The 19334-nt window shown below is 36.0% G+C and carries 16 protein-coding genes and 1 pseudogene; 12 read left to right on the top strand and 5 right to left on the bottom strand.

Going from position 1 to position 19334, the window contains the following annotated elements; genetic code table 11:
- The first annotated feature begins 14 nt into the window (after positions 1-14).
- A complete protein-coding gene (locus TYM08_RS17630; protein WP_422380463.1) occupies positions 15-716 on the top strand; it encodes a 4'-phosphopantetheinyl transferase family protein in 702 nt (233 codons plus the stop codon).
- A 334-nt stretch (positions 717-1050) separates the two neighbouring features.
- Here TYM08_RS17630 and TYM08_RS17625 read toward each other — a convergent pair whose 3' ends face one another.
- Together TYM08_RS17625 and TYM08_RS17620 are read right to left on the bottom strand one after the other, a co-directional pair.
- Positions 1051-2031 carry an IS1595 family transposase gene (locus TYM08_RS17625; protein WP_422380462.1) on the bottom strand — a complete coding sequence of 327 codons (981 nt, stop codon included), beginning with the start codon at positions 2029-2031 and terminating at the stop codon, positions 1051-1053.
- Between the two features lie 88 nt (positions 2032-2119).
- The gene (locus tag TYM08_RS17620) at positions 2120-2401 is read right to left on the bottom strand and encodes a DUF2282 domain-containing protein (RefSeq protein ID WP_422380461.1); all 282 of its coding nucleotides are present in this window, start codon (positions 2399-2401) and stop codon (positions 2120-2122) included.
- Positions 2402-2632: 231 nt separating this feature from the next.
- Between TYM08_RS17620 and TYM08_RS17615 the strand changes: the two genes are divergently transcribed.
- Positions 2633-3019 (top strand): hypothetical protein, encoded by a 387-nt coding sequence (locus TYM08_RS17615; RefSeq protein WP_422380460.1) that lies wholly within the window; start codon positions 2633-2635, stop codon positions 3017-3019.
- Positions 3020-3442: 423 nt separating this feature from the next.
- A complete protein-coding gene (locus TYM08_RS17610) occupies positions 3443-4321 on the top strand; it encodes a DNA ligase (RefSeq protein WP_422380459.1) in 879 nt (292 codons plus the stop codon).
- A 229-nt stretch (positions 4322-4550) separates the two neighbouring features.
- Here TYM08_RS17610 and TYM08_RS17605 read toward each other — a convergent pair whose 3' ends face one another.
- The gene (locus TYM08_RS17605) at positions 4551-7517 is read right to left on the bottom strand and encodes an RICIN domain-containing protein (RefSeq protein ID WP_422380458.1); all 2967 of its coding nucleotides are present in this window, start codon (positions 7515-7517) and stop codon (positions 4551-4553) included.
- Positions 7518-7815: 298 nt separating this feature from the next.
- Between TYM08_RS17605 and TYM08_RS17600 the strand changes: the two genes are divergently transcribed.
- The 9 genes and pseudogenes from TYM08_RS17600 (at position 7816) to TYM08_RS17560 (ending at position 16859) form a co-directional block, all read left to right on the top strand.
- The gene (locus TYM08_RS17600; protein ID WP_422380457.1) at positions 7816-8439 is read left to right on the top strand and encodes a HupE/UreJ family protein; all 624 of its coding nucleotides are present in this window, start codon (positions 7816-7818) and stop codon (positions 8437-8439) included.
- 919 nt (positions 8440-9358) lie between these two features.
- Positions 9359-10780: an undecaprenyl-phosphate glucose phosphotransferase gene (locus TYM08_RS17595; RefSeq protein ID WP_422380456.1), complete on the top strand. Its 1422-nt coding sequence runs from the start codon at positions 9359-9361 to the stop codon at positions 10778-10780.
- A 24-nt stretch (positions 10781-10804) separates the two neighbouring features.
- Positions 10805-11974, top strand: coding sequence for an outer membrane beta-barrel protein (locus tag TYM08_RS17590; protein ID WP_422380455.1), 1170 nt, complete (start codon positions 10805-10807; stop codon positions 11972-11974).
- Entirely contained in the window at positions 11974-12513 is a 540-nt protein-coding gene (locus TYM08_RS17585) for a polysaccharide biosynthesis/export family protein (RefSeq protein WP_422380454.1), read from the top strand. Before TYM08_RS17590 ends, TYM08_RS17585 begins: the two co-directional genes overlap by 1 nt.
- A 3-nt stretch (positions 12514-12516) precedes the next feature.
- Positions 12517-14694, top strand: coding sequence for a GumC family protein (locus TYM08_RS17580; RefSeq protein WP_422380453.1), 2178 nt, complete (start codon positions 12517-12519; stop codon positions 14692-14694).
- Between the two features lie 2 nt (positions 14695-14696).
- A complete protein-coding gene (locus TYM08_RS17575) occupies positions 14697-15425 on the top strand; it encodes a tyrosine-protein phosphatase (protein ID WP_422380452.1) in 729 nt (242 codons plus the stop codon).
- On the top strand, positions 15418-16149 hold the full coding sequence (locus TYM08_RS17570; RefSeq protein ID WP_422380451.1) for a hypothetical protein: 732 nt from the start codon (positions 15418-15420) through the stop codon (positions 16147-16149). Before TYM08_RS17575 ends, TYM08_RS17570 begins: the two co-directional genes overlap by 8 nt.
- Positions 16150-16326: 177 nt before the next feature.
- Positions 16327-16722 (top strand): annotated as a pseudogene (locus tag TYM08_RS17565) (pesticin C-terminus-like muramidase).
- Positions 16689-16859 (top strand): pesticin C-terminus-like muramidase, encoded by a 171-nt coding sequence (locus tag TYM08_RS17560; protein ID WP_422380450.1) that lies wholly within the window; start codon positions 16689-16691, stop codon positions 16857-16859. Before TYM08_RS17565 ends, TYM08_RS17560 begins: the two are co-directional and overlap by 34 nt.
- 52 nt (positions 16860-16911) lie before the next feature.
- On the opposite strand, the gene TYM08_RS17555 is transcribed toward TYM08_RS17560, so the two are convergent.
- On the bottom strand, positions 16912-17373 hold the full coding sequence (locus TYM08_RS17555; protein WP_422380449.1) for a DUF2306 domain-containing protein: 462 nt from the start codon (positions 17371-17373) through the stop codon (positions 16912-16914).
- A gap of 234 nt (positions 17374-17607) precedes the next feature.
- Entirely contained in the window at positions 17608-19113 is a 1506-nt protein-coding gene (locus TYM08_RS17550) for a glycosyl hydrolase (RefSeq protein WP_422380448.1), read from the bottom strand.
- Positions 19114-19334 lie beyond the last annotated feature (221 nt).

The raw sequence follows: 19334 nt of genomic DNA, 5'->3' as shown, positions 1-19334 counted from the left end.
TTGAAGGTAATTTAATGACGAATGCTTTTATAACAAATGTTGAATTAATTAAACATCATTCTCATAAAAATTTGGTTCATTATAAAGTTAAATATGATATTGAAAACTACTCAATATTATTATTTGATGTTTTAAAAATATTGCTACCCACTCATATTCAACAATCGGTTAAAAAACGCCAAGCAGAATATCTAGCAGGACGATATGCAGCTAAATTAACCCTAGAGGTTTTAGGGGTGTATAATTTTGATATTAAAACCGACGCCCTAAGGGCTCCCATATGGCCAGATTTAATACTTGGCTCTATAACCCATACTCATAACACAGCAATGTGTATTGCCAATATGCAATCTGATTTTATTGGAATAGGGGTTGATCTTGAACCACTCATTGATCCACAAATTATTGCAAATATACAAAATCAAATAATTTTCGCTAATGATTTTTTTATTTTAAAACAGCACCCAAAACTACAAACACAAAAAATATTTACCCTAATATATTCAATTAAAGAAAGTTTCTTTAAAGCGGCTTACCCAAGCACTTTGCATTATTTTGACTTTGATGCTGTTGAAATAAGTGAATTAAACTTAGATAACCAATCTTTTTGCTTAGTATTAAAAAATAACTTAAATGATATATTAGTAAAAGATTCAGTTCATGCTGGTTTTTTTAATGAAATGGAAGATGGTGTTTATAGTATTGTTTGTTTGTGAGTTTATTAAATTCCTCTTCTCACAAAAATACAGATAATGTTTCCTATAAAAAGTATCTTCATAAATTTTTTAATGTGGGCGAGTGCTTGCCCTCGTTTTAGATTTTTAATGAAGCTGGAAGTAAAGGAGACCCACCACTCACTTTTTTGTTTATTCCCTCGGTTGTTGCACTATGGCAAAAATACACCACTTTGTTTTAGCACTTAAATACATTTATACATGCATAAATCTATTAATTCATACCCAGTGAAGATAAATGGCAATCTATGAGTTGATAATCCAAAAACTGGAGTGGGTGATTTAATTTACTCCGGCTTCATGGGTTTTTAAATGGCTATGTTTCAAATTTATGTTGCTGCACCTGTAACAGTTTGAATTCAAACAGTTTTTCGCTTTCGCTCTTAATGTCGCTAGAAAAGGTCTGATATTTGTGCCAGTCCAGCATTCTAAACCAACCCAAATACTTCGCTAAATACTTACTGGCCACTCCATGCATCTTCAAATACCAACGCTTTAACTGACTGTGATAATTATTGATATTTTGAATATGATACAAACTTTGCTGCGTTTGATTGTTGGCTATCACCACATGATGCAAATGATGTTCTTTGCAAATTTGATTATAAGCCGGCTGCCCATCGGTACATAAAACAGATTCGTCGGCAATTTTGCAGCCTAAACATTGATTGATTTCAGCGCCATTTACATGGGTTAATATTTGATCAAATTCATGATGATTTCGATCTTTAGCGGTTAACACTGCCACCCAATCGTGCTGATTAATGCCAGGGGTGGATGCTTTAGATCCTCGTTGTCTTGCAGGTCGATTTAAGTTTCGCTCGCCTTTTTTAGATTCTCGAAAATACGTTTCATCTGCTTCAATAATACCTTCAAGCCTTGATTCATAGGTGTTTTGAGTAGCATTCATAAAACGGTGACGCCAATTAAAAGAGGTAGTCACACAAATATTTAAATCTTTTGCGCAACGCCGAATGCTATCTTGGTCAAGCATGTGCTCTAAATATTTTTGCCAAAGCTCAGGTTTGTGCTGATAAAAATAAGCGCTGCCTCGAGTACACACAAAACTTTTGCGACATTCGTTGCAAAAAAATCGCTGCCTGCCATTACTAAAACCGTATTTTCGCAAGCGGTTACTTTGACAATGAATGCATTTTGAGTGGGTAATTACTTCTTTGGACAGCCGCGCAAGAATGGGATTTTCTTGTGCAGCTAAAGCGGTGGATAGAGTTTGTTTTTGAACAGGATCGAGCTTGCTTACCTGCTTAAGTATGTTTTGAAAATGCTGTGGATTCATAGGCTATGTCATTGTGGGTGTATAAATCTCAGCTTAGATCAGCATTATGATTTTGCATCCTGCCACAACAATTTAAAACATAGCCTTTTTAATTAGGTGTCTTTTTTATTGATGAAGTCAAACTGCCGCCTGTCAATTTCAAACAAGTACCTCTAGGTACTAAAAGCCATGAGTCCTTATGATTGTCTATTGTGGAAGTTCCAGCGCAACTCGTGCTTGGACCCGCTCCGCAATCGTTATGACCAGCTTTGGCTACGCCGTAACATTGCTCCAATATTAACTTAGGTTTGGCTGAACTTATTGTTGAATTTGTTAATGTCATGCCAAGTACAATAGCCGATGAAATCGCTAGTTTTCGGTTTTTAGTCATTGTGTATTTCCTCATTAAATGGAATTGAGGGCGTAACTTAACATGGATTGAATTGGTATCAAAACACGCTGATTATCGAATGTCTTCGACGATATAAAATAGATTTGTCCTTATTTTTGATTAAAATTCGTGTCTCAGTTAAGACTTTTCAGTTAAAAATTAGCTTAATTTTCAAAGAAACCATCTGATTATTCTGTAATAATGGTTGGCTTAATGTTGATGAGTTTGATTATGTCTATTTATACAATTATTTTAATCCTATTTACTATTTTATTGATTATTTTTTATTATAAATATCCAGCACCTAAGCGATTAACCCTTGAAGAAAAAATAGCCAAAATAAAACAAGGACAAGAAGACGCAAAGCAACGTGCATTCGAGAAAATGCCTAGATTTGGTTATTATATTTATCACATAGCGCCAATAGGCAGCCCTTTGGATGAAGGGTTGATAGATATGACGAATACGTTAGAGGATTTAAAAATTACCCTTTTTAAAAGTTTGTCAGAAGGGACGCATCATAATGAAACGTTACAAAAAGCTTGGAATAATAATGAATTTAATCAAGATGATTTTTATATTTTATATTTTATATTTTATATTTTATATTTTATATGAAAATTTAAGTGGTAGAAAAGCCTGTGAAAAAACCTATGAATTACGTAGTCATAGTTACATGGGGTGGAACGAAGCTCCTGGTGGTTGGGCTTGGAATGATGTTCGTTTTTTTGATCCTAAGTAACCAGATTTATTGTGTTAATTAAAGTATGAGTGCTATTTTCTATGAATGATTTTAATCCCGTCCTCTTCAGAAACTGGATCGCTGGAGATCCAGGTGTGTTGGTTTAAACTGTGTAAGTCTTTGATTGTTAAATTTGGATGTCTAGGTTGGTTTTAACTTTTTGTTATATGATTTTTTTTGATTAAAATTGGTTGTGATAGTCAATGCTATATTTTAATTTTAACTATTTGGTTAATTTATTTTACAAATCTAAAAACAGCATCTATGTTTAAATTTTCAATATGTTTAAGGAAACAAACATGAATGAATTTATCATTGCTATTATATTTATTACATTAATTTCACTATCTACTTTTTCACGTGCGGATGCCATTATGCTGGCTAAAAGTTGGCAAGATGTGTCTGTTGATTTTGTCCTCAATCAAGACTGGGCACAAACTGAATATTATATGAGTGAAAAGTACGATGGCGTGCGCGCGATATTTGATGGCAAACAACTCAAAACCCGAAGCGGTTCAATTATTCAAATGCCTAACTGGCTCAAAGAATCATTTAGTGCTTGTTCTGAATCTTGTACATTAGAAGGTGAGTTGTGGCTGGGGCGTAATCAATTTGATGAACTGTCAGGTTTGGTGCGTAGCCAAAACCCAGAGGATAAACGTTGGCAACAGGTTTTGTTTATTGTATTTGATGCACCTAAAATAGAAGGTGATTTTATTGCGCGTAAACAGTATTTTGAACATGTCGTTAAATTAGTAAATCACAAACAATTTAAAAGTGCAGGACATCAATTGATTACGTCCGCTGAACAGCTTAATGAATATTACGAATTAAAAATTGCCAAACAAGCCGAAGGCATCATGTTAATAAATGGCCAAAGTGAATATCAAAATGCTAGAAGTAGTGATTTAATTAAGCGTAAACCGTTAATGGATGCTGAGGCAACGGTGGTTGGGTTGACAAAAGGCAAAGGTAAGTTTGTAGGATTAATGGGCGCGCTAATTGTGAAAGACAGTAATGGTCGTGAATTTAAAATAGGCACTGGGTTTAATATGAGTCAACGTGCGAATCCACCTGAACTGGGTGAAGTGATTACTTATCAATATAATGGGTTGACAAAAAATGGCTTGCCGAGGTTTGCACGATTTTTACGGGTGCGTGATGTAGGGGTGAATTGATGTTAGTCATAATCCGTTGAGGTTGTTATTAATAGTGGCACGAATTTAAGCCGCTGGATCTCCAAAGTAAGGTGACGACAGGGATGTCGTTAAGTAGAGCAATGCAGGAGCAATTGCCGATGACGACAGGGCCCAAAACCAAAGCAGCCCCACTTTTACTTGCAAAAAAAAGGGCTAATCAGCCCTTTATTTTTAAATATCCTAAGCAATTAAAATTTACTTAACTTTTTTATTGTGCACCCGCTCCAGAAATAATGGTGCTGTTTAAATTTGCCGCAGGTTGCAACATATAAAAACCAAGGTCAATTCCGCTTAGTACGTTATCACCTGTATGCACGGCACTTGCGCCGTCTTGACTGGCTGCGTTAGCTGAAATACCAGTATATACGTTGGTTGAAGGATTACCTGCATCCATTGCACTGCCTTGGCCTGTATCTTCTAACCAATGTGGGTGACGAGTATTGTCAAAGTAATTATTTTCCATTTTGGCCTGTGCACCTTTTGATACGCCTGCTGCAAAATAAGTAATGTTGTACCAGTAATTATTAAACAAATGCGCACGAGCCTCGCTGCCTGTTATTTTTGGATTACGCCCTGATGTTTGGTTATAAAAATTATTATGGAACGTTGCATGGGTGTTTTGCACTAAATTTGTATAGTGATGCTGATCACCACAAATAAAGGTGTTGTAGCCATCAAACTCATTCCAGCTTAATGTAATATTTCGCGAACCATTCATATCCACATGTCCATCGCTGATCAATTTAAAACTAACATGGTCAATCCAAACATGGGACGAATCATTTGCTGTTATGCCGTCGCCAGCTTCAACCAAATGAGGATTGATATCTTCTATTGCAAAGTTTTTAAAGATTACATTTTTTTGGTTTGATACGTTAAATGATGCGCCGTAAATTTTAGAATTTCCCAATCCAATAATGGTTTTATTAGACGCCACATTTATGCGGGTTTCGTTTTGACTAGTTTGTTCTAGGTTGTTATTTGATGAGCCCAACTCCGTACAAACTTGATCTCCAACAGGAACTCGTAAATAGCTTTTTTCAGGCTGGTTATACGATGGGCACTGTACTCGACATGCATTTAAAGCACGCGCAGATGTGCGACAATCTATGGAAGTATTTGCAGGAATTTGAATCACATAGGCGCTTGAGCTTTTTGCATAATTCACTAAATCACTACAGCTTGTAACCGTCACAGTTTGCCCACCTGCGCCACCGGTTGTTGTACTTAATCCATCATTTCCTGAAATAAATGCCATGCCCATTTTTTCTGAAGTGGCAGCATTTGGATCATTGGGTAAATCGTATTGAGCCGGTTTATTGGTACCTACAGTATTACAGTTAGTAAATGCTGGGTTAAAAAACCAACGCTGTGCATTTGAATCTACATCTAAGGCTTGATAAATAGGTGCGCCATTATCGCCACCATCTGAAGTTAAAACAAAACCAGAATGCTTCGCCACTAATTTTGATGGGCCGCCCGTATCATTTTGTTTTACAACCCAGCGAGTCATTGTATTGTTTAACTCTGCATAAGCATATTGATCACTTGATGTACCTGTTATACCTAAATTGAGTTGAGCATGTTTAGGTGAAATCACCCATTCGTTATCGCCCACTTCTTCAAATAAGAACGTTTGATGATCACCACTGCCATAACCCCATAATTGAATGCCAGTACCAATCGTTGAACCTGCCGCAGGAATGTCAAATGACTTTTGAGTCGATGCGTTTTCAATGTGATAGTACATACCACTTTGTGGTAAATCGGCGCAGGAATGATTCGCAGGATCGACATAAGTATACACAACAGGCACTAATGCAGGCACGGCTGAATTAATTTGCACGTCTGCTAATTCAAGGGAATTCACACCCACATTGCAACCCCCACCCACTGGATTAAAAAACCAACGTTGAGTTTGAGTTTGCGCTTCTGTTTGTTGTAAAACCGCAGCAACAGAATCTGTTGAAGCAATTCCAACTGTTTTACCACTGTGCGCAGCGATTAGTCGATAAGGCTGATTTGCATGATCACGTTGAATATAAAATCCATAACTGTCATCAGACTGCTCTAACTGTGCAGCGTTGATTTTACTGTCATCACGCACGCCAACAGGTAAGTTACTGTGCGTTGCTTTAAATTGATAAATTTGACCGTCTACTTCCACATTAAATTTTTGATTGGCACCATCAACAAAATCATAAGAAACAATGTTGGCACCTACTGCTGTGGAGACACTTGCAACGTCCCAACTTAAACCCGTTTGAGCATTAATTAGGCTGTAATCATTTCCAGCGGCAGGTTCATCCAGACAATAAGCGTATTCACACACCAAACCCGTTTGGCTAATAACGGCATGCCCATTATTTGTGGATAAAATAATTTGATCAATATTAGGCAGTCCAAGATCACCTAGTCCAGTGATAGTAAATGCATACACCCCTGAATCCATTGATTGGTTAAATTCAACGGTTTGTGCTGTCCAGTTTGCCCATAAATCAGTCGAGCTACCAGTAACTGGATCAAAATTAAGCGACGCAGAAAGCCCTGCAAAGTTAATTAAACCTGGTCTGGCTTCAGTAGAGCCATTGGCGTACACAACTTCTACTTTAATAGAATCCACATCCTCTAACTCAACCTGCCATGTAAAGCTTGCTCCCATTTCATTGGGGCTATTTAACGCATCACGTCCATGGACACTCGCATCCTCAATTAAATGATCATAAAAACACGCATATAAATTACTTTCATCTAATACACTAACTGCAACAAAATCATCAACCACAACATCTGTCTGTGTCTGTGTCTGTGTTTGAGACTCAGTAACAGTGCCTACATCAGTATTAGTAGTTTCTGTTTGAGTAACGGTAGCTGTCGCAGTTTGTGAGTTTGTAGTCTCTGAGTTTGTATTGTCCTCAGTGGTTTGTGTTGCAGTATCATTTGGAGTGGTTTGAGTATCGGTATTTGACTGGGTATTTGTTACCGTAGCAGTCTCGCTTTGTGTGTCCGACTGCGTCTGAGTGGTTTGCACTGTGTCAGTTTGGGTTGATGTACTAACCACATCAATATTAGATTGAGTAGATGTGTTGTCCACAGTAGTAGGCGAGGATTGAATACAACTGGTTGCTACCGCTGCAAACATAATCGGCGTAGCAAGAAGGGCCTGAATTTTCATTGTCATTTCTCTAAAGTTTGATAATTAAAAGAAGCCATACCGCTTTAAATGATGAATAAAAATTCACGCACAGTGTATTAATGCAAATAAAGCAAATTATGATTTGTATCTTATTTGTTATATAAATATTATGTTTTAATACAAAAAATCAGTAAAGTGTTATTTTGTTTGAACATCCTTTTTTGAGAGCTGGGTGACACTTATCCCAAAAATAGCGATCTTTATTTACGCGGCGAGTATTTTTTATACTTAAAAATCCGCTAATATTTCTATTAATTTTTTTCTAAGTAGACAAATTATGATTTTAAATCCCTATTACTTTACAAACTTTTTTAAAATTTCTGTGGGTGTGTGTTTATTTTTATTCCCTTCATTGTTGTTTGCCCACTCAGCTGATACAACCAAAACAGGTTTCATAAGTGGGTTTTTACATCCCATATTTGGCGTCGATCATTTAATTGCTATGTTTGCTGTGGGATATTTAAGTGCGTTAATTGCAAAAAAATCCATTATTTTAATTCCTGCTGTTTTTGTAATGTCGATGATCATTGGAGGATATTTTGGATTAATACTTTTGTTTGAAATGCCAACAGAGTGGATCATTAGAATTTCCATTATTGCTTTGGGAGTATTTATATTAATGAATAATTCCAAGCTTAAAACGCATCCTGTTTATTTAAGTGTCGTTTATTTAAGTGTTGGCATATTTGGCATTGCTCATGGATTTGCCCATGGCGAAGAAATGCCATATTTTCTTAAGCCTCAATTTTTCATATTAGGGTTTGCCACCTGCTCGATCCTTATCCATATTTTAGGTATTGTTACTTTTATTGGTTTAAATCGATTTATTAACAAAAAAATGAATGTGATTATCTCAGCACTAACTATTACTAGCGGTTTGTTAGTGATTTATTTTTTATAAAAATAAAGTGAAACTTAACTTAGATAGTTGCGAAATCAGCTTTTAAATTACGATCCGAGGCCGTTTTCTAATCGAGGATCTAGCATGATGATTTTAAATAAATATTTTGTAAGTTTGTGTTTAATTAAACTCAACTCAAAAAGGTACCAACAACAGCTATCAAGACATACTGAATTGTGAATCAAAAAAATAAAATAAAATAAAATAAAATAAAGTTCTAAAATATGTGCAGAGTTGTCAATTTTCGAAGTCAGCTGCTTGCTGTGATAGTTACTGGGAAACACAAAATGTTTTGTTTGTATAATTGAATTAAAGATTAAGTGTTGTCATAGCAAAGCTTGCGTGTCCTTAGCAATATACTCCTGCTTTGCTTTAAAAAGTGATGATTTAAAAAGTGGTGCTTTAAAAAGTGATAACCCATGTCACGATCGGCAATTTGTTTCGGACACTGCTTTAATATCCACTTCCTGTCCTTCCTATTTTTTTGCAAATAAGATCCTCGCATTAAATCCTTACTTGTTAACAAAATAAGCGCTCACTTAACTTTTCCTTTAATTAAAATGATCAGGATATGTTTAATTCTTTTGTTGTTGCGTGACATAATTTTTTCTTTTTGTTGTATGTTATTGATTTGTAACGCATTTTATTGACGTTTTTGTTGTTGTATTATTTTTGATCAAAAACCGCTTTTTAACACTCTAACACTGTTCGTTTTTTTGAGAAAAAAATGACGCATAGGCCACGGAATATCTGTGTTCACTGTTGTTTACAAAAATGAACATTAAAATCGTGCCAATGTTATGTTTTGTATTGCATTACCGACTTCAAATGATAGAATCTGCGGCATAAGTCTGGTTTTTGACGTGAACTAGAACGTGTTTATCAATTTTCTGTCATTTACTTGCAATAGGATTTCAAAATGTTTCTTAAATCTACATTCAGCTTTGATGGTGGCGCCGCTGTTTTATATCGCCTTATTGATGCTTTAATTCTGGTTGCTTGTTTCTTTTCTATTTTATTTGTTACTGATCAGGTATTAACTAAAGATTATGCTTTGTTAATGATTAGTACTCTTTTTGTTTATACCTATCTTGCTGAATCCCTTCAGCTCTATCGCTCTTGGCGCATTGGCCGTTTTTCAAAAATGCTTTGGCTGTTAACTTTTACAATATTTTTGACATTTTTGGTGATCGCGACGTTGTTGTTTATTTTAAAAGAAGGTCAGATTTTTTCTCGCGCAATTATTTTGTCTTGGTTTACTTTGTCTTGGGGATTTCTGGCTTCTTGGCGCATTGCTGCTCGTCAAATCAAAGTATGGCGCCGATTACGCGGTTTAAGTTTGCAAGACGTGGCTATTATCGGATTAACCAACAGCGGACGTGATTTATACCGTCAAATGCAAATCAATAATGAATTGGGTTTTAATTGTTTGGGGTTTTTTGATGCGCGCACCCATGATCGTTATTTGGGAGCCACTAATCCTAATGCTTTAGAAAACGAAGCGGACAAAATATTGGGTAATTTTGAAGACGCGATTGCTCTTGCGCGTAAAGGTAAAATTGCAAAACTGTATATTTGTTTGCCACTTAAGGCGGAAGAACGCATCGCGCAAATTATTGCTAAGTTAGGCGATACTACCTGTGATGTATTAATTGTGCCTGACTTCTTATTAAATAATTTGATGCACGCGCGTATTGGTAGTGTGGGCGATGTAGATACGGTCAGTGTGTTTGAGTCCCCGACTAAAGGCATTAAGGAATATTATAAGCGTACATTTGATTTATTATTTTCAGCATGTGTGATTTTATTTATTTCTCCTATATTAATGATGATCGCAATTGCGGTAAAATTAAGCTCAAAAGGGCCTGTGCTATTTAAGCAAAATCGTTATGGGTTAGATGGCAAACAAATTGGCGTGTATAAATTTAGATCTATGACTGTCATGGATAACGGCGCCGAAATGAAACAAGCCACTAAAGGTGATGCGCGTATTACAAAAGTAGGCGCTTTTTTACGTAAAACCTCCCTTGATGAATTACCTCAATTTTTTAATGTCTTGTTAGGTGATATGTCGGTAGTGGGCCCAAGGCCTCATGCGGTATCGCACAATGAAGAATATCGAAAAATTGTAAACTTTTATATGTTACGTCATAAAGTAAGACCAGGAATTACTGGGCTTGCTCAGGTCAATGGTTGGCGCGGCGAAACTGACACATTAGAAAAAATGGAAATGCGAGTGAAGTATGATTTGGAATATATCCGTCATTGGTCCCTTGTATTAGATATCAAAATTGTATTCTTGACTCTATTTAAAGGGTTTGTGAATAAAAACGCATATTAATTAAACGCTTAGAAGGTAAATAAAATGAAACACACCAATAAGAAATCGTTCATTGTTTTAGGGCTTTGTTCAGCACTTTCAACTGCTACCTTTGCGGCACAAACGCCTGGTAGTATCAATACAGAATCGGGCATTGATTTAACGCCACTGTTAAATATTACTGCAAAAAATGACGCAGCAACTCGTGATGAAGAGTTATACACTTCATTAACACCGTCTTTAACTGCTGAACTTTTAGATGGTGCGAATCAATATTTAGGTACAACGGATTTAGAAATTGGTGTGTACTCTGAAGATGAAAACGATAATTTTGTGGATTTTAATTTAGGCGGCGAAGCGAATATTGAGTTTTCAGCGAATAGCTTTTTACAAACGACCATTGATATTGAATTTGGTCACGAAGCGACGTTGTCTGCTGAAGTGGATGGTGACTTAACACGTTTTATTACCCCTGCGGTGGGTGGTTTTTACCAATACAATCTAAGTAATAACATCAGTCGTGTTCGTGCTTTATTTAATGTTGCTGATAAAACTTACACAAACTTTGAAGATGAAGCAGAATTTTTAGAGTTAACCACGGCGGGTTTAGGTGTTGAGTATTATTACGATCAAGATGCTCAAACCACTTATATTGCTGAATTAACCTTTGAAAATTCGGATTATAAAAAAACGAATCCAACTGGCGATCAAGATAGCTTAACTTCTACTGCAAAAGTAGGTGTGCAGTTTGTTGCGTCAGAGCTTTTGTCTGGTGAAGTGCGTATTGGTTTGGCGCAAAAAGATTTTGCTAATTCTGCAAAAGAAGACTTCAGTGGGTTTTCTTGGAATGCTAATGTAGATTGGGCGCCAAGAAGTTATTCAACGTTTGCTTTTACCACAGGTTTTGTTGTAAATGATGCAAGTGGTGTTGAAGACTTTATTACTGAATCAACATTTGGTGCAAATTGGTCCCACCAGTGGAGCTCAGTTTTAAGCTCAAGTGCTGCTTTAAATCATACTTTAGAAAATTATGAAGGCATTGATCGTGTTGATAATACGACGGTTTTGAATTTGGGCGGAGTTTATAGTTTTGCAACCACGCAGCCAAAATTGGATTTAACATTTGGACTTGAATTGACCCATGTAGATTCTGAACTTAACGTACTTGATTCTGATGACACATTAGTGAATATCGGTTTGGATGTTATGTTGTAATGCAGGCATTACGATTAATTATTTTAACAGGGCTCAGCATTTTTGCTGGGCTTTGTTTTTCTCAGGACAATGAAACTGCCAACTTGGGTTATAAATTAGGCCAGGGCGATAAAATTATTATTAAGATTTTTGGTCAAGATGATTTAACTTTAGAGACGCAACTTAATGATAGCGGGACCATTAATTATCCATTTTTAGGATCTTTAATTGTGCAGGGGTTAACTGTAGAACAAACTGAAGCGTTAATTTATAACGGCCTAAAAGGTGATTATATAGTCGAGCCTAATGTGTTTGTTGGTGTAGTTGAGTACCGTCCATTTTATATTCATGGTCAAGTAAATCGAGCTGGTGGTTACGCTTATCAACCGGGTATGACATTAAGTCAGGCGATTGCGTTGGCAGGTGGTTTAACTGAGCGCGGTTCCAAAGAAAAAATATTCATCACCCGTGAGTCAAAAGTGACGGCTATTCAAGCTGGGTCGTTTGATACACCTATACGTGCTGGCGACACGATCATTATTAATCAGAGATTTTTCTAACCTATGCTGTCTTCTGAACACAACAAAGATTCTCAATCGCAAGAACAAGTGATCGATTTAAAAAAAACATTTCTAACTGTTTATAAAGTGAAATGGCGCATTTTAATTGTCTCATTTTTAGTGACAATTATTGCAGCGTATGCCGCAATGAATATGACGCCAGAGTATCGTTCAACGGCGACATTATTAATTGAGTCTCAACAAACCAAAGCAATACAGATTGATGAAGTGTATGGATTAAACTCAAATAATTCTGAATATTTATTAACACAGTTTGAAATTTTAAAATCACGTAATATTGCTGAGCGTGTATTTAACGAATTAAATATTGCAGATACGTTGGAGCAATCTGACAAAGTGTCATTAAAACAAAAAGTTAAAAATCTGATCCCATTTTTGCCTCAAGAAACGATCGAGCAAACGTCTGAATCAATTGAAGCTCAACATCAAATTCAAGTGTCTAATTTTGCTGCAAATATTTCTATTAGCCCAGTTCGTAAAACTCAGTTAGTAAAAGTTAGTTTTAATTCACAAGACCCTGAACTTGCTCGAGATGTTGCCAATGCAGTGGGTAATGCTTATATAAAATCGCAGTTAGAGGCAAAATTAGGCATTACTTCCAAAGCGAGCACCTGGGTCGGTGGGCAGTTAATTGAGTTAGAGCAAACCTTAACGGAATCTGAAAAAAAATTAGATGCCTTTAGAAAAAAACACGACCTTATTGATATTGAAGGCATAGCAACACTTGAGTCTAAAGAATTACAAAAACTTAAAGATGAAATTGCATTATCAAGTGCCATTAAAATTAAAGCCGATAGTTTATTAAAAATTGTAGAGCAATATGGATCGGATAATTTTGATTTGTTAGAAAGTTTACCTGCTATTTCTAATCATCCTGCGTTCCAAAATGCTAAAAAAGAAGTGTTGATTGCTGAGAAAGAATTTAGTGAATTAAGCCAAATTTATGGCCCCAAACACCCTACATATATTATTGCAAAAGCACAGTTAGAGTCTGTGCGATTAAATTTCACTTCACAAATTGTTAAACAAATTGAAGGGATTGAAAAAGAAGCGCAAGCAGCCAAAATTAATTTAACCGTTTTACAAGAAGAGTTTGATAAAGCCAAAGCGAATTTTTCTAAGATTAATAATTTAACTTCGCAATATCGTCAAATTGAACGTGAAGTGGAAACCAATCGTCAGTTATATGGTAATTTCTTATCGCGCCAAAAAGAAATGGATATCACCTTTGATTTTGATTCTCAAGTAGCACGATTTACCGATTATGCGATTCGCTCTAATTATCCTGTTAAACCGAATAAAAAATTATTGGTGTTAATGGCGTTTGTCGGATCGCTTGGTTTTTGTGTGATGTTAGCGTTATTACTTGATGCATTAAACGATACAATTAAGTCTCGTGATGATGTTGAAAACAACTTAGCATTACGTATGTTAGGATTTATTCCTAAAATTCCTAAAAAATTAACAGACACTCAGTTGGCTAATTTATTTTTCAACGAAGCTGAAAAACTCTATGCTGAAGCGATTCGATCGATTCGCACCTCTATTTCATTATTAGCCATTGATAAGCCAATTAAAATATTAGAAGTCACCTCTTCGGTGCCAAGTGAAGGTAAAAGTTCGACGTCGATGAACTTAGCGTATTCGTTTGCATCTATGGAAAAAGTATTGATTGTTGATTGTGATTTACGTAAACCAAAAATTGCAAAACGTTTTGATTTACCTGCATATCAAAATGGGCTGTCTAATTATTTAGCCGGCAGCGATGCGTTGGAAGATTGTATTTGTACAAATTTAAAAGGTAATGTGGATGTGTTACCAGCTGGATCAATACCTTTGAATCCACTTGAGTTATTATCATCTGAAAAGTTTAAAACGTTATTAGAAACGTTAAAAACAACTTATGATAAAATTATTTTGGATACGCCACCGATTCATGCAGTAAGTGACGCATTGGTACTAGCGCCAATGTGTGACGCTACGATTTTAGTTGTAAAAGCCGATGCCACAAACACCAATGCCATTAAACGCACAAGTGCACAAATTACTCAGTCTCATGGGAAATTATTAGGTGTGGTGTTGAATCAATTTAATACTAAAAATGCATCTGAAGATTATGGCTATTATCAGTATTCTGAATACAAAGATAAAAAGAGTTAATTATGTTTGATTTGCACTGTCATATTTTACCTGGCATTGATGATGGTGCATCAACATTAGAAGACACACATAATTTATTAACGTTAAGTATAGAGCAGGGTGTGACCCATATGGTTGCCACTCCGCATATTCGATTCGGTCGATTTGAAAATTCAATAAAAAGCATAAATGCTGCTTTTGAAATTGTGCAGCGTCATATTCTAGATCAAAACCTTCCTATTATTTTAAAATCTGCAGCAGAAGTGCATATCTGTCCTGAAATTATGATTTTAGCGCAACAAAAAGCGCTGCCTTTTTTAGGGCAATATGATGGTTCTGATGTGTTGTTATTAGAGTTACCTAATGATCATATTCCAGCTGGTACCGAAAAATTAATTTCATGGCTTGCCAAACAAAATATTAAATCAATGATAGCGCACCCTGAAAGAAATAAAACGTTGCGTAAACACCCTGAAAAAATTCAAGAATTTAAAAAACTAGGCTGTTTGTTTCAAGTCACCGGTGCAGCATTTTTAGGTGATATGGGCGAGAATGCGCAGGTTATTAGCGAGCGTTGGTTAAAAGAAGGTGTGTTTAATATTATGGCTTCTGATTGTCATAACATGCTAAAGCGCGCACCAAAACTTGATGAAGCATTTGCAAGAGTCACACAAATAGCGGGCATTAATGTTGCGAATGATTTGACGATTAATACGCCAAAATTAATTACTGAGAGTTTGTTTCATGTCTGAAAAGAATAATAAAACAAAGTCTTGGTTGAATCAGATTGTCATTGTTTTTTTTATGTTGATTTTCTTATATTTGATTCCTAAGGTATATCAATTTGGAATGGCCAATGCTTTTTATTTTAAGTCTCAATATTACATAGCAAAGTGGATAAAAGATCAGGACAGTTTTAGTCAATCTGGATTTGATGATGCGTTTGATGCAGCGCAACGTGCCTATTTAATGGATTCTAACAATGCGCATTATTTATTGAATTTCGCTAAAATTCAAGAATTAGGCTGGTATTATCAGGTCTATACTCCTGAAGCAGATCAATTAATTTTATTGTATCAACAAGCGATTGATATGAGGCCTAAATGGCCAAATGCATATGGTGATTATGCATATAGCTTGGCATTTATTAAGCAGGATACTCAAGCTGCGTTTGATGCTTTAAAACAAGGTTTAAGTAATGGTTCGTTTGCAAAATCTGTGCATGAAAATGTGATTTTAATTGGATTTTCTTTTTGGAACGATATTTCATTTAGCGATAAACAAATGACACTTAGTTCAACATTAATATTGATTAATTCAAATGACCAATCGGTTTATCAGTCTTTAAAAAGTTCGTCTCTGATTTATAATAAACTATCAATATTATGTTCCTATTTTGAAAATAATCCCTCTAAATTAAATGCTCTTGGAAAAAAACGAGTCAATCAGGATATATGCAGCTTCATTAATTTTTAACGATTATACTTTTTTAAATTTGATGTTTCTTTTTCTTCCGCGTGCTATTGGTTGCGCAGTATATTGAACAATTAAAATCTCAAAATACATTTTTACGTGACTTAATTGATGAGCGCCAAGCGGTGATGGATCAACAATTAGAGTCATTGCAAAATTTAGAAGAATGAAGGAGGCAAAATGATTGATTTTAATTTTATTAAACAGCTTGAAGGTTTTGAGTTAAAAGGCTATGTGCCAAATCCAGATACAAGTAAGTCCGGTGTGTCGATTGCATCTGGATTTGATATTGGGCAACGCGATCAAAAAGAAATAGAGTAAGCGTTTGATACACTACTGGCCAAAAAACTGTGTATTTATTGCGGTAAAACAAAACACGATGCAGCAAATTTTTTAGCTAAAAATCCATTAATAGTCAGTAATGATCAAGCAAATATTATTAATGAATACGCCCATAAAACCAGTGTGTCTCGATTGGAAAAACAATGGAATAAGATTGTGATACTCCTTTTAGTGACCTGCCTGTTGCATGTCGCACAGTTGTGGCGTCAGTTGCGTTTCAGTACGGAACATTAAGTGCAAAAACCCCCAACTTTTGGAAACAGGTCACTGCTTTAGATTGGACCTCTGCAATTAAGAATTTAGAAAATTTTGGTGATGCATATTCTGGTCGAAGAAAAATAGAAGCGAAATATTTAAAAGACGCATTGTAAAGTGTTAGTCGGGTTTGTACCTAGTTAGGTTTGTACTTAGTTGGGTTTGTATTTAGTCGGGTTTGTATTTATTTACCATCTTGTCTTCGAGCATAGGTAATATTATAAACGTGGCTAAAAACATGGACATAATCACACCGAGGTTAATCAGTGGAAAGGATTCCAATAATGCAGCAGCTGCGGGCACACTTGCAAAAATTTGGTTAATTGTGGCGGATAATAACCCAACATAAGACCAGACCATTAAATAATAATGTAAACGAAATGATCCATATAAAATGGCAAAAAATGCGGTAATGGTAGTGACCAAATTTAATATTGCCAGCAGATGAAAAACCCCCAAACTGCCCGTGTTAGTTGTGATGGAAAACGACGTTATATTTAAAATAATAATTGAGACGAAGTACATTAAACCTAATGAGCGATGTACCACAGACCCTTTTTTCATAAATAATACGAACAAACCTAGAATCAACGCACTGAATCCAAAACTAATATGAACGATAGTTAGCATATAACATCCTTTTAGGATTAAATTTTGCGAATTATACCTGTATCCAATTTAAATAAGAGTTAATCGGCTCTTTATTTGGTTAGTATATTGTAGGATGGCTTTTGAAAATAATCATAGCTGGGTGTTGAGGGGGGGGGGGAGAGGTGTTGAGGTGTGGTGATTGGATAAAACGCGTTTAGATTAAGCAGTCTCTGAATGATCCATATCATTCAGAGACGCATTTTATAACGAAGTTTAAAAGTTAGGCAATTCATCCAGTGTGATGACTAAATCATGGTTGTATATGTGTTGCTTGTGGGCGTTGGTGTTGTAATGTTCACCTGTCCAGAAATTATTTTCATGAGATATACCTTCACCTTCACTTAAATAACCGTCATTCCAAACTAAAAAGTATAACCACCAAGCATTGTCTGCTTGCATATTATCTGGGTCAGGAATATTGGAGTTTTCGCTCATGGCGACCATTTTTACTTCTTGTGATGACATTTTCGTTTCGTTGTAGATACTAATTTGGGAGCTGTAATCTTGTGCTGTAGCGTATACGTCGTAACTTGTGATATCGACGTATTCATCTCCTGGGTACCAAGCTGCTGACTGCCCATTCCATTGCCATATTAAGTTATTTAAACCATGATGATTAGTTAAACGGTCATATAAATATCGCCACATTAATATCTGGGCATAAGCAGGTGGCACGTCATCTGTTCTGTTAGCTGTACCCCACCAAAACCATCCACCTGAAGCTTCGTGCAATGGGCGCCATAAAACCGGTACGTTGGCCGTTTCAAGTTTTTGCAGTTCACCTGCGATCAAATCAATATCATTGATGATATTGGCAAAATCACTGCTGTTTACATCTAATTGATTATTTGAAATGGGTATTTCAAATGCAGTGCCTTCAGGTTTCGAATCAGTTTGAGTGTAAAATTCTCCAATGGTTTGACCTGAAACATTTGGATCACGCCAGTGCCAAGTAAGTGAAATGAGCCCCCCTTTATTCCAAAAAGCAATGGCTTCTTCGGTTTGTTGTAAACCACCTAAGAATTGATTGTCGATACCATAATTCATGAAATCATAACCCATAATCGCAGGGGACTTACCTGTATCGTTTATGACTCGTTGCTCCATATCAACGCTGTCATCCCAAGTTAAATCCATGATGCCCGATAACATATGGTTGCCCCATTGAGATCGTAAATAGTCATACACTTGTTGTGTTTTATTATTTGCATTGGGGTTCACTAGATCAACTCTAATAGGAGTTTGAATATCATTACCCATCCCAGGACACATGGATTGAGATAAACATATGTTGTTATTTTCTAATCCCCAGCTTCCATTATCTGCAGCACATAAAGTGGTTTGTACTTCGCCCACTACGCAATAATCAAAATTCCCCACACCAGGATCAGAGTTACCTTGGTACATAATGCATGATGCGCTGTTTTCCCAGCCCCAACCATCGCCGTCAGGGTCACTTTCTGCGTTACGGCAATATGGACGACCTTCAGATGTGGCATTTGGAATGATGTCCATGGTTACTTGAGTGTCGGTTTTTGTATCTGTATTTGAATCAGTCATTGTTTCAGTTTGAGTCATTGACTGTGTTGCTGTTTCAGTTTGAGTCATTGACTGTGTTGTTGTTTCAGTTTGAGTGTTTGTATTTGCGTTTGGGTCGACAATGCAGCTTGCAAGTAGCATTTGCAAAACAGAAAACACTGTTAGATGGAATTTTTTCATAGAACACCGAGAGAGTTGGATTAGGGGTTGGATTAGAGTGTATTTTAAATTGAATTAAGAAAATTAAATGAGACATGAAATACATTGTATACAAATGATATACGCCAATATAACTTTAAGGGTATGTTTTATATGGCATGCGCTTTTGGTTTTTAGGGCTGGGTAAGCGTTTTGGTTTAATGTCATTGCTTCGTTTAATAGCGAGAATCCGTTCTTTGACT

The organism is Marinicellulosiphila megalodicopiae (assembly GCF_045862395.1).
In the GTDB taxonomy this organism is placed as follows: domain Bacteria; phylum Pseudomonadota; class Gammaproteobacteria; order Pseudomonadales; family Natronospirillaceae; genus Marinicellulosiphila; species Marinicellulosiphila megalodicopiae.
Note: the sequence above shows the minus strand (reverse complement) of the source record. Positions and strands in the feature narration are given on the sequence as shown.

What these genes read in the sequence shown, in the direction of transcription:
- TYM08_RS17630 (WP_422380463.1), top strand. Translation starts at nt 15, where the DNA reads ATGACGAATGCTTTTATAACAAATGTTGAATTAATTAAACATCATTCT.
- TYM08_RS17625 (WP_422380462.1), bottom strand. Translation starts at nt 2,031, where the DNA reads ATGAATCCACAGCATTTTCAAAACATACTTAAGCAGGTAAGCAAGCTC.
- TYM08_RS17620 (WP_422380461.1), bottom strand. Translation starts at nt 2,401, where the DNA reads ATGACTAAAAACCGAAAACTAGCGATTTCATCGGCTATTGTACTTGGC.
- TYM08_RS17615 (WP_422380460.1), top strand. Translation starts at nt 2,633, where the DNA reads ATGTCTATTTATACAATTATTTTAATCCTATTTACTATTTTATTGATT.
- TYM08_RS17610 (WP_422380459.1), top strand. Translation starts at nt 3,443, where the DNA reads ATGAATGAATTTATCATTGCTATTATATTTATTACATTAATTTCACTA.
- TYM08_RS17605 (WP_422380458.1), bottom strand. Translation starts at nt 7,517, where the DNA reads ATGAAAATTCAGGCCCTTCTTGCTACGCCGATTATGTTTGCAGCGGTA.
- TYM08_RS17600 (WP_422380457.1), top strand. Translation starts at nt 7,816, where the DNA reads ATGATTTTAAATCCCTATTACTTTACAAACTTTTTTAAAATTTCTGTG.
- TYM08_RS17595 (WP_422380456.1), top strand. Translation starts at nt 9,359, where the DNA reads ATGTTTCTTAAATCTACATTCAGCTTTGATGGTGGCGCCGCTGTTTTA.
- TYM08_RS17590 (WP_422380455.1), top strand. Translation starts at nt 10,805, where the DNA reads ATGAAACACACCAATAAGAAATCGTTCATTGTTTTAGGGCTTTGTTCA.
- TYM08_RS17585 (WP_422380454.1), top strand. Translation starts at nt 11,974, where the DNA reads ATGCAGGCATTACGATTAATTATTTTAACAGGGCTCAGCATTTTTGCT.
- TYM08_RS17580 (WP_422380453.1), top strand. Translation starts at nt 12,517, where the DNA reads ATGCTGTCTTCTGAACACAACAAAGATTCTCAATCGCAAGAACAAGTG.
- TYM08_RS17575 (WP_422380452.1), top strand. Translation starts at nt 14,697, where the DNA reads ATGTTTGATTTGCACTGTCATATTTTACCTGGCATTGATGATGGTGCA.
- TYM08_RS17570 (WP_422380451.1), top strand. Translation starts at nt 15,418, where the DNA reads ATGTCTGAAAAGAATAATAAAACAAAGTCTTGGTTGAATCAGATTGTC.
- TYM08_RS17555 (WP_422380449.1), bottom strand. Translation starts at nt 17,373, where the DNA reads ATGCTAACTATCGTTCATATTAGTTTTGGATTCAGTGCGTTGATTCTA.
- TYM08_RS17550 (WP_422380448.1), bottom strand. Translation starts at nt 19,113, where the DNA reads ATGAAAAAATTCCATCTAACAGTGTTTTCTGTTTTGCAAATGCTACTT.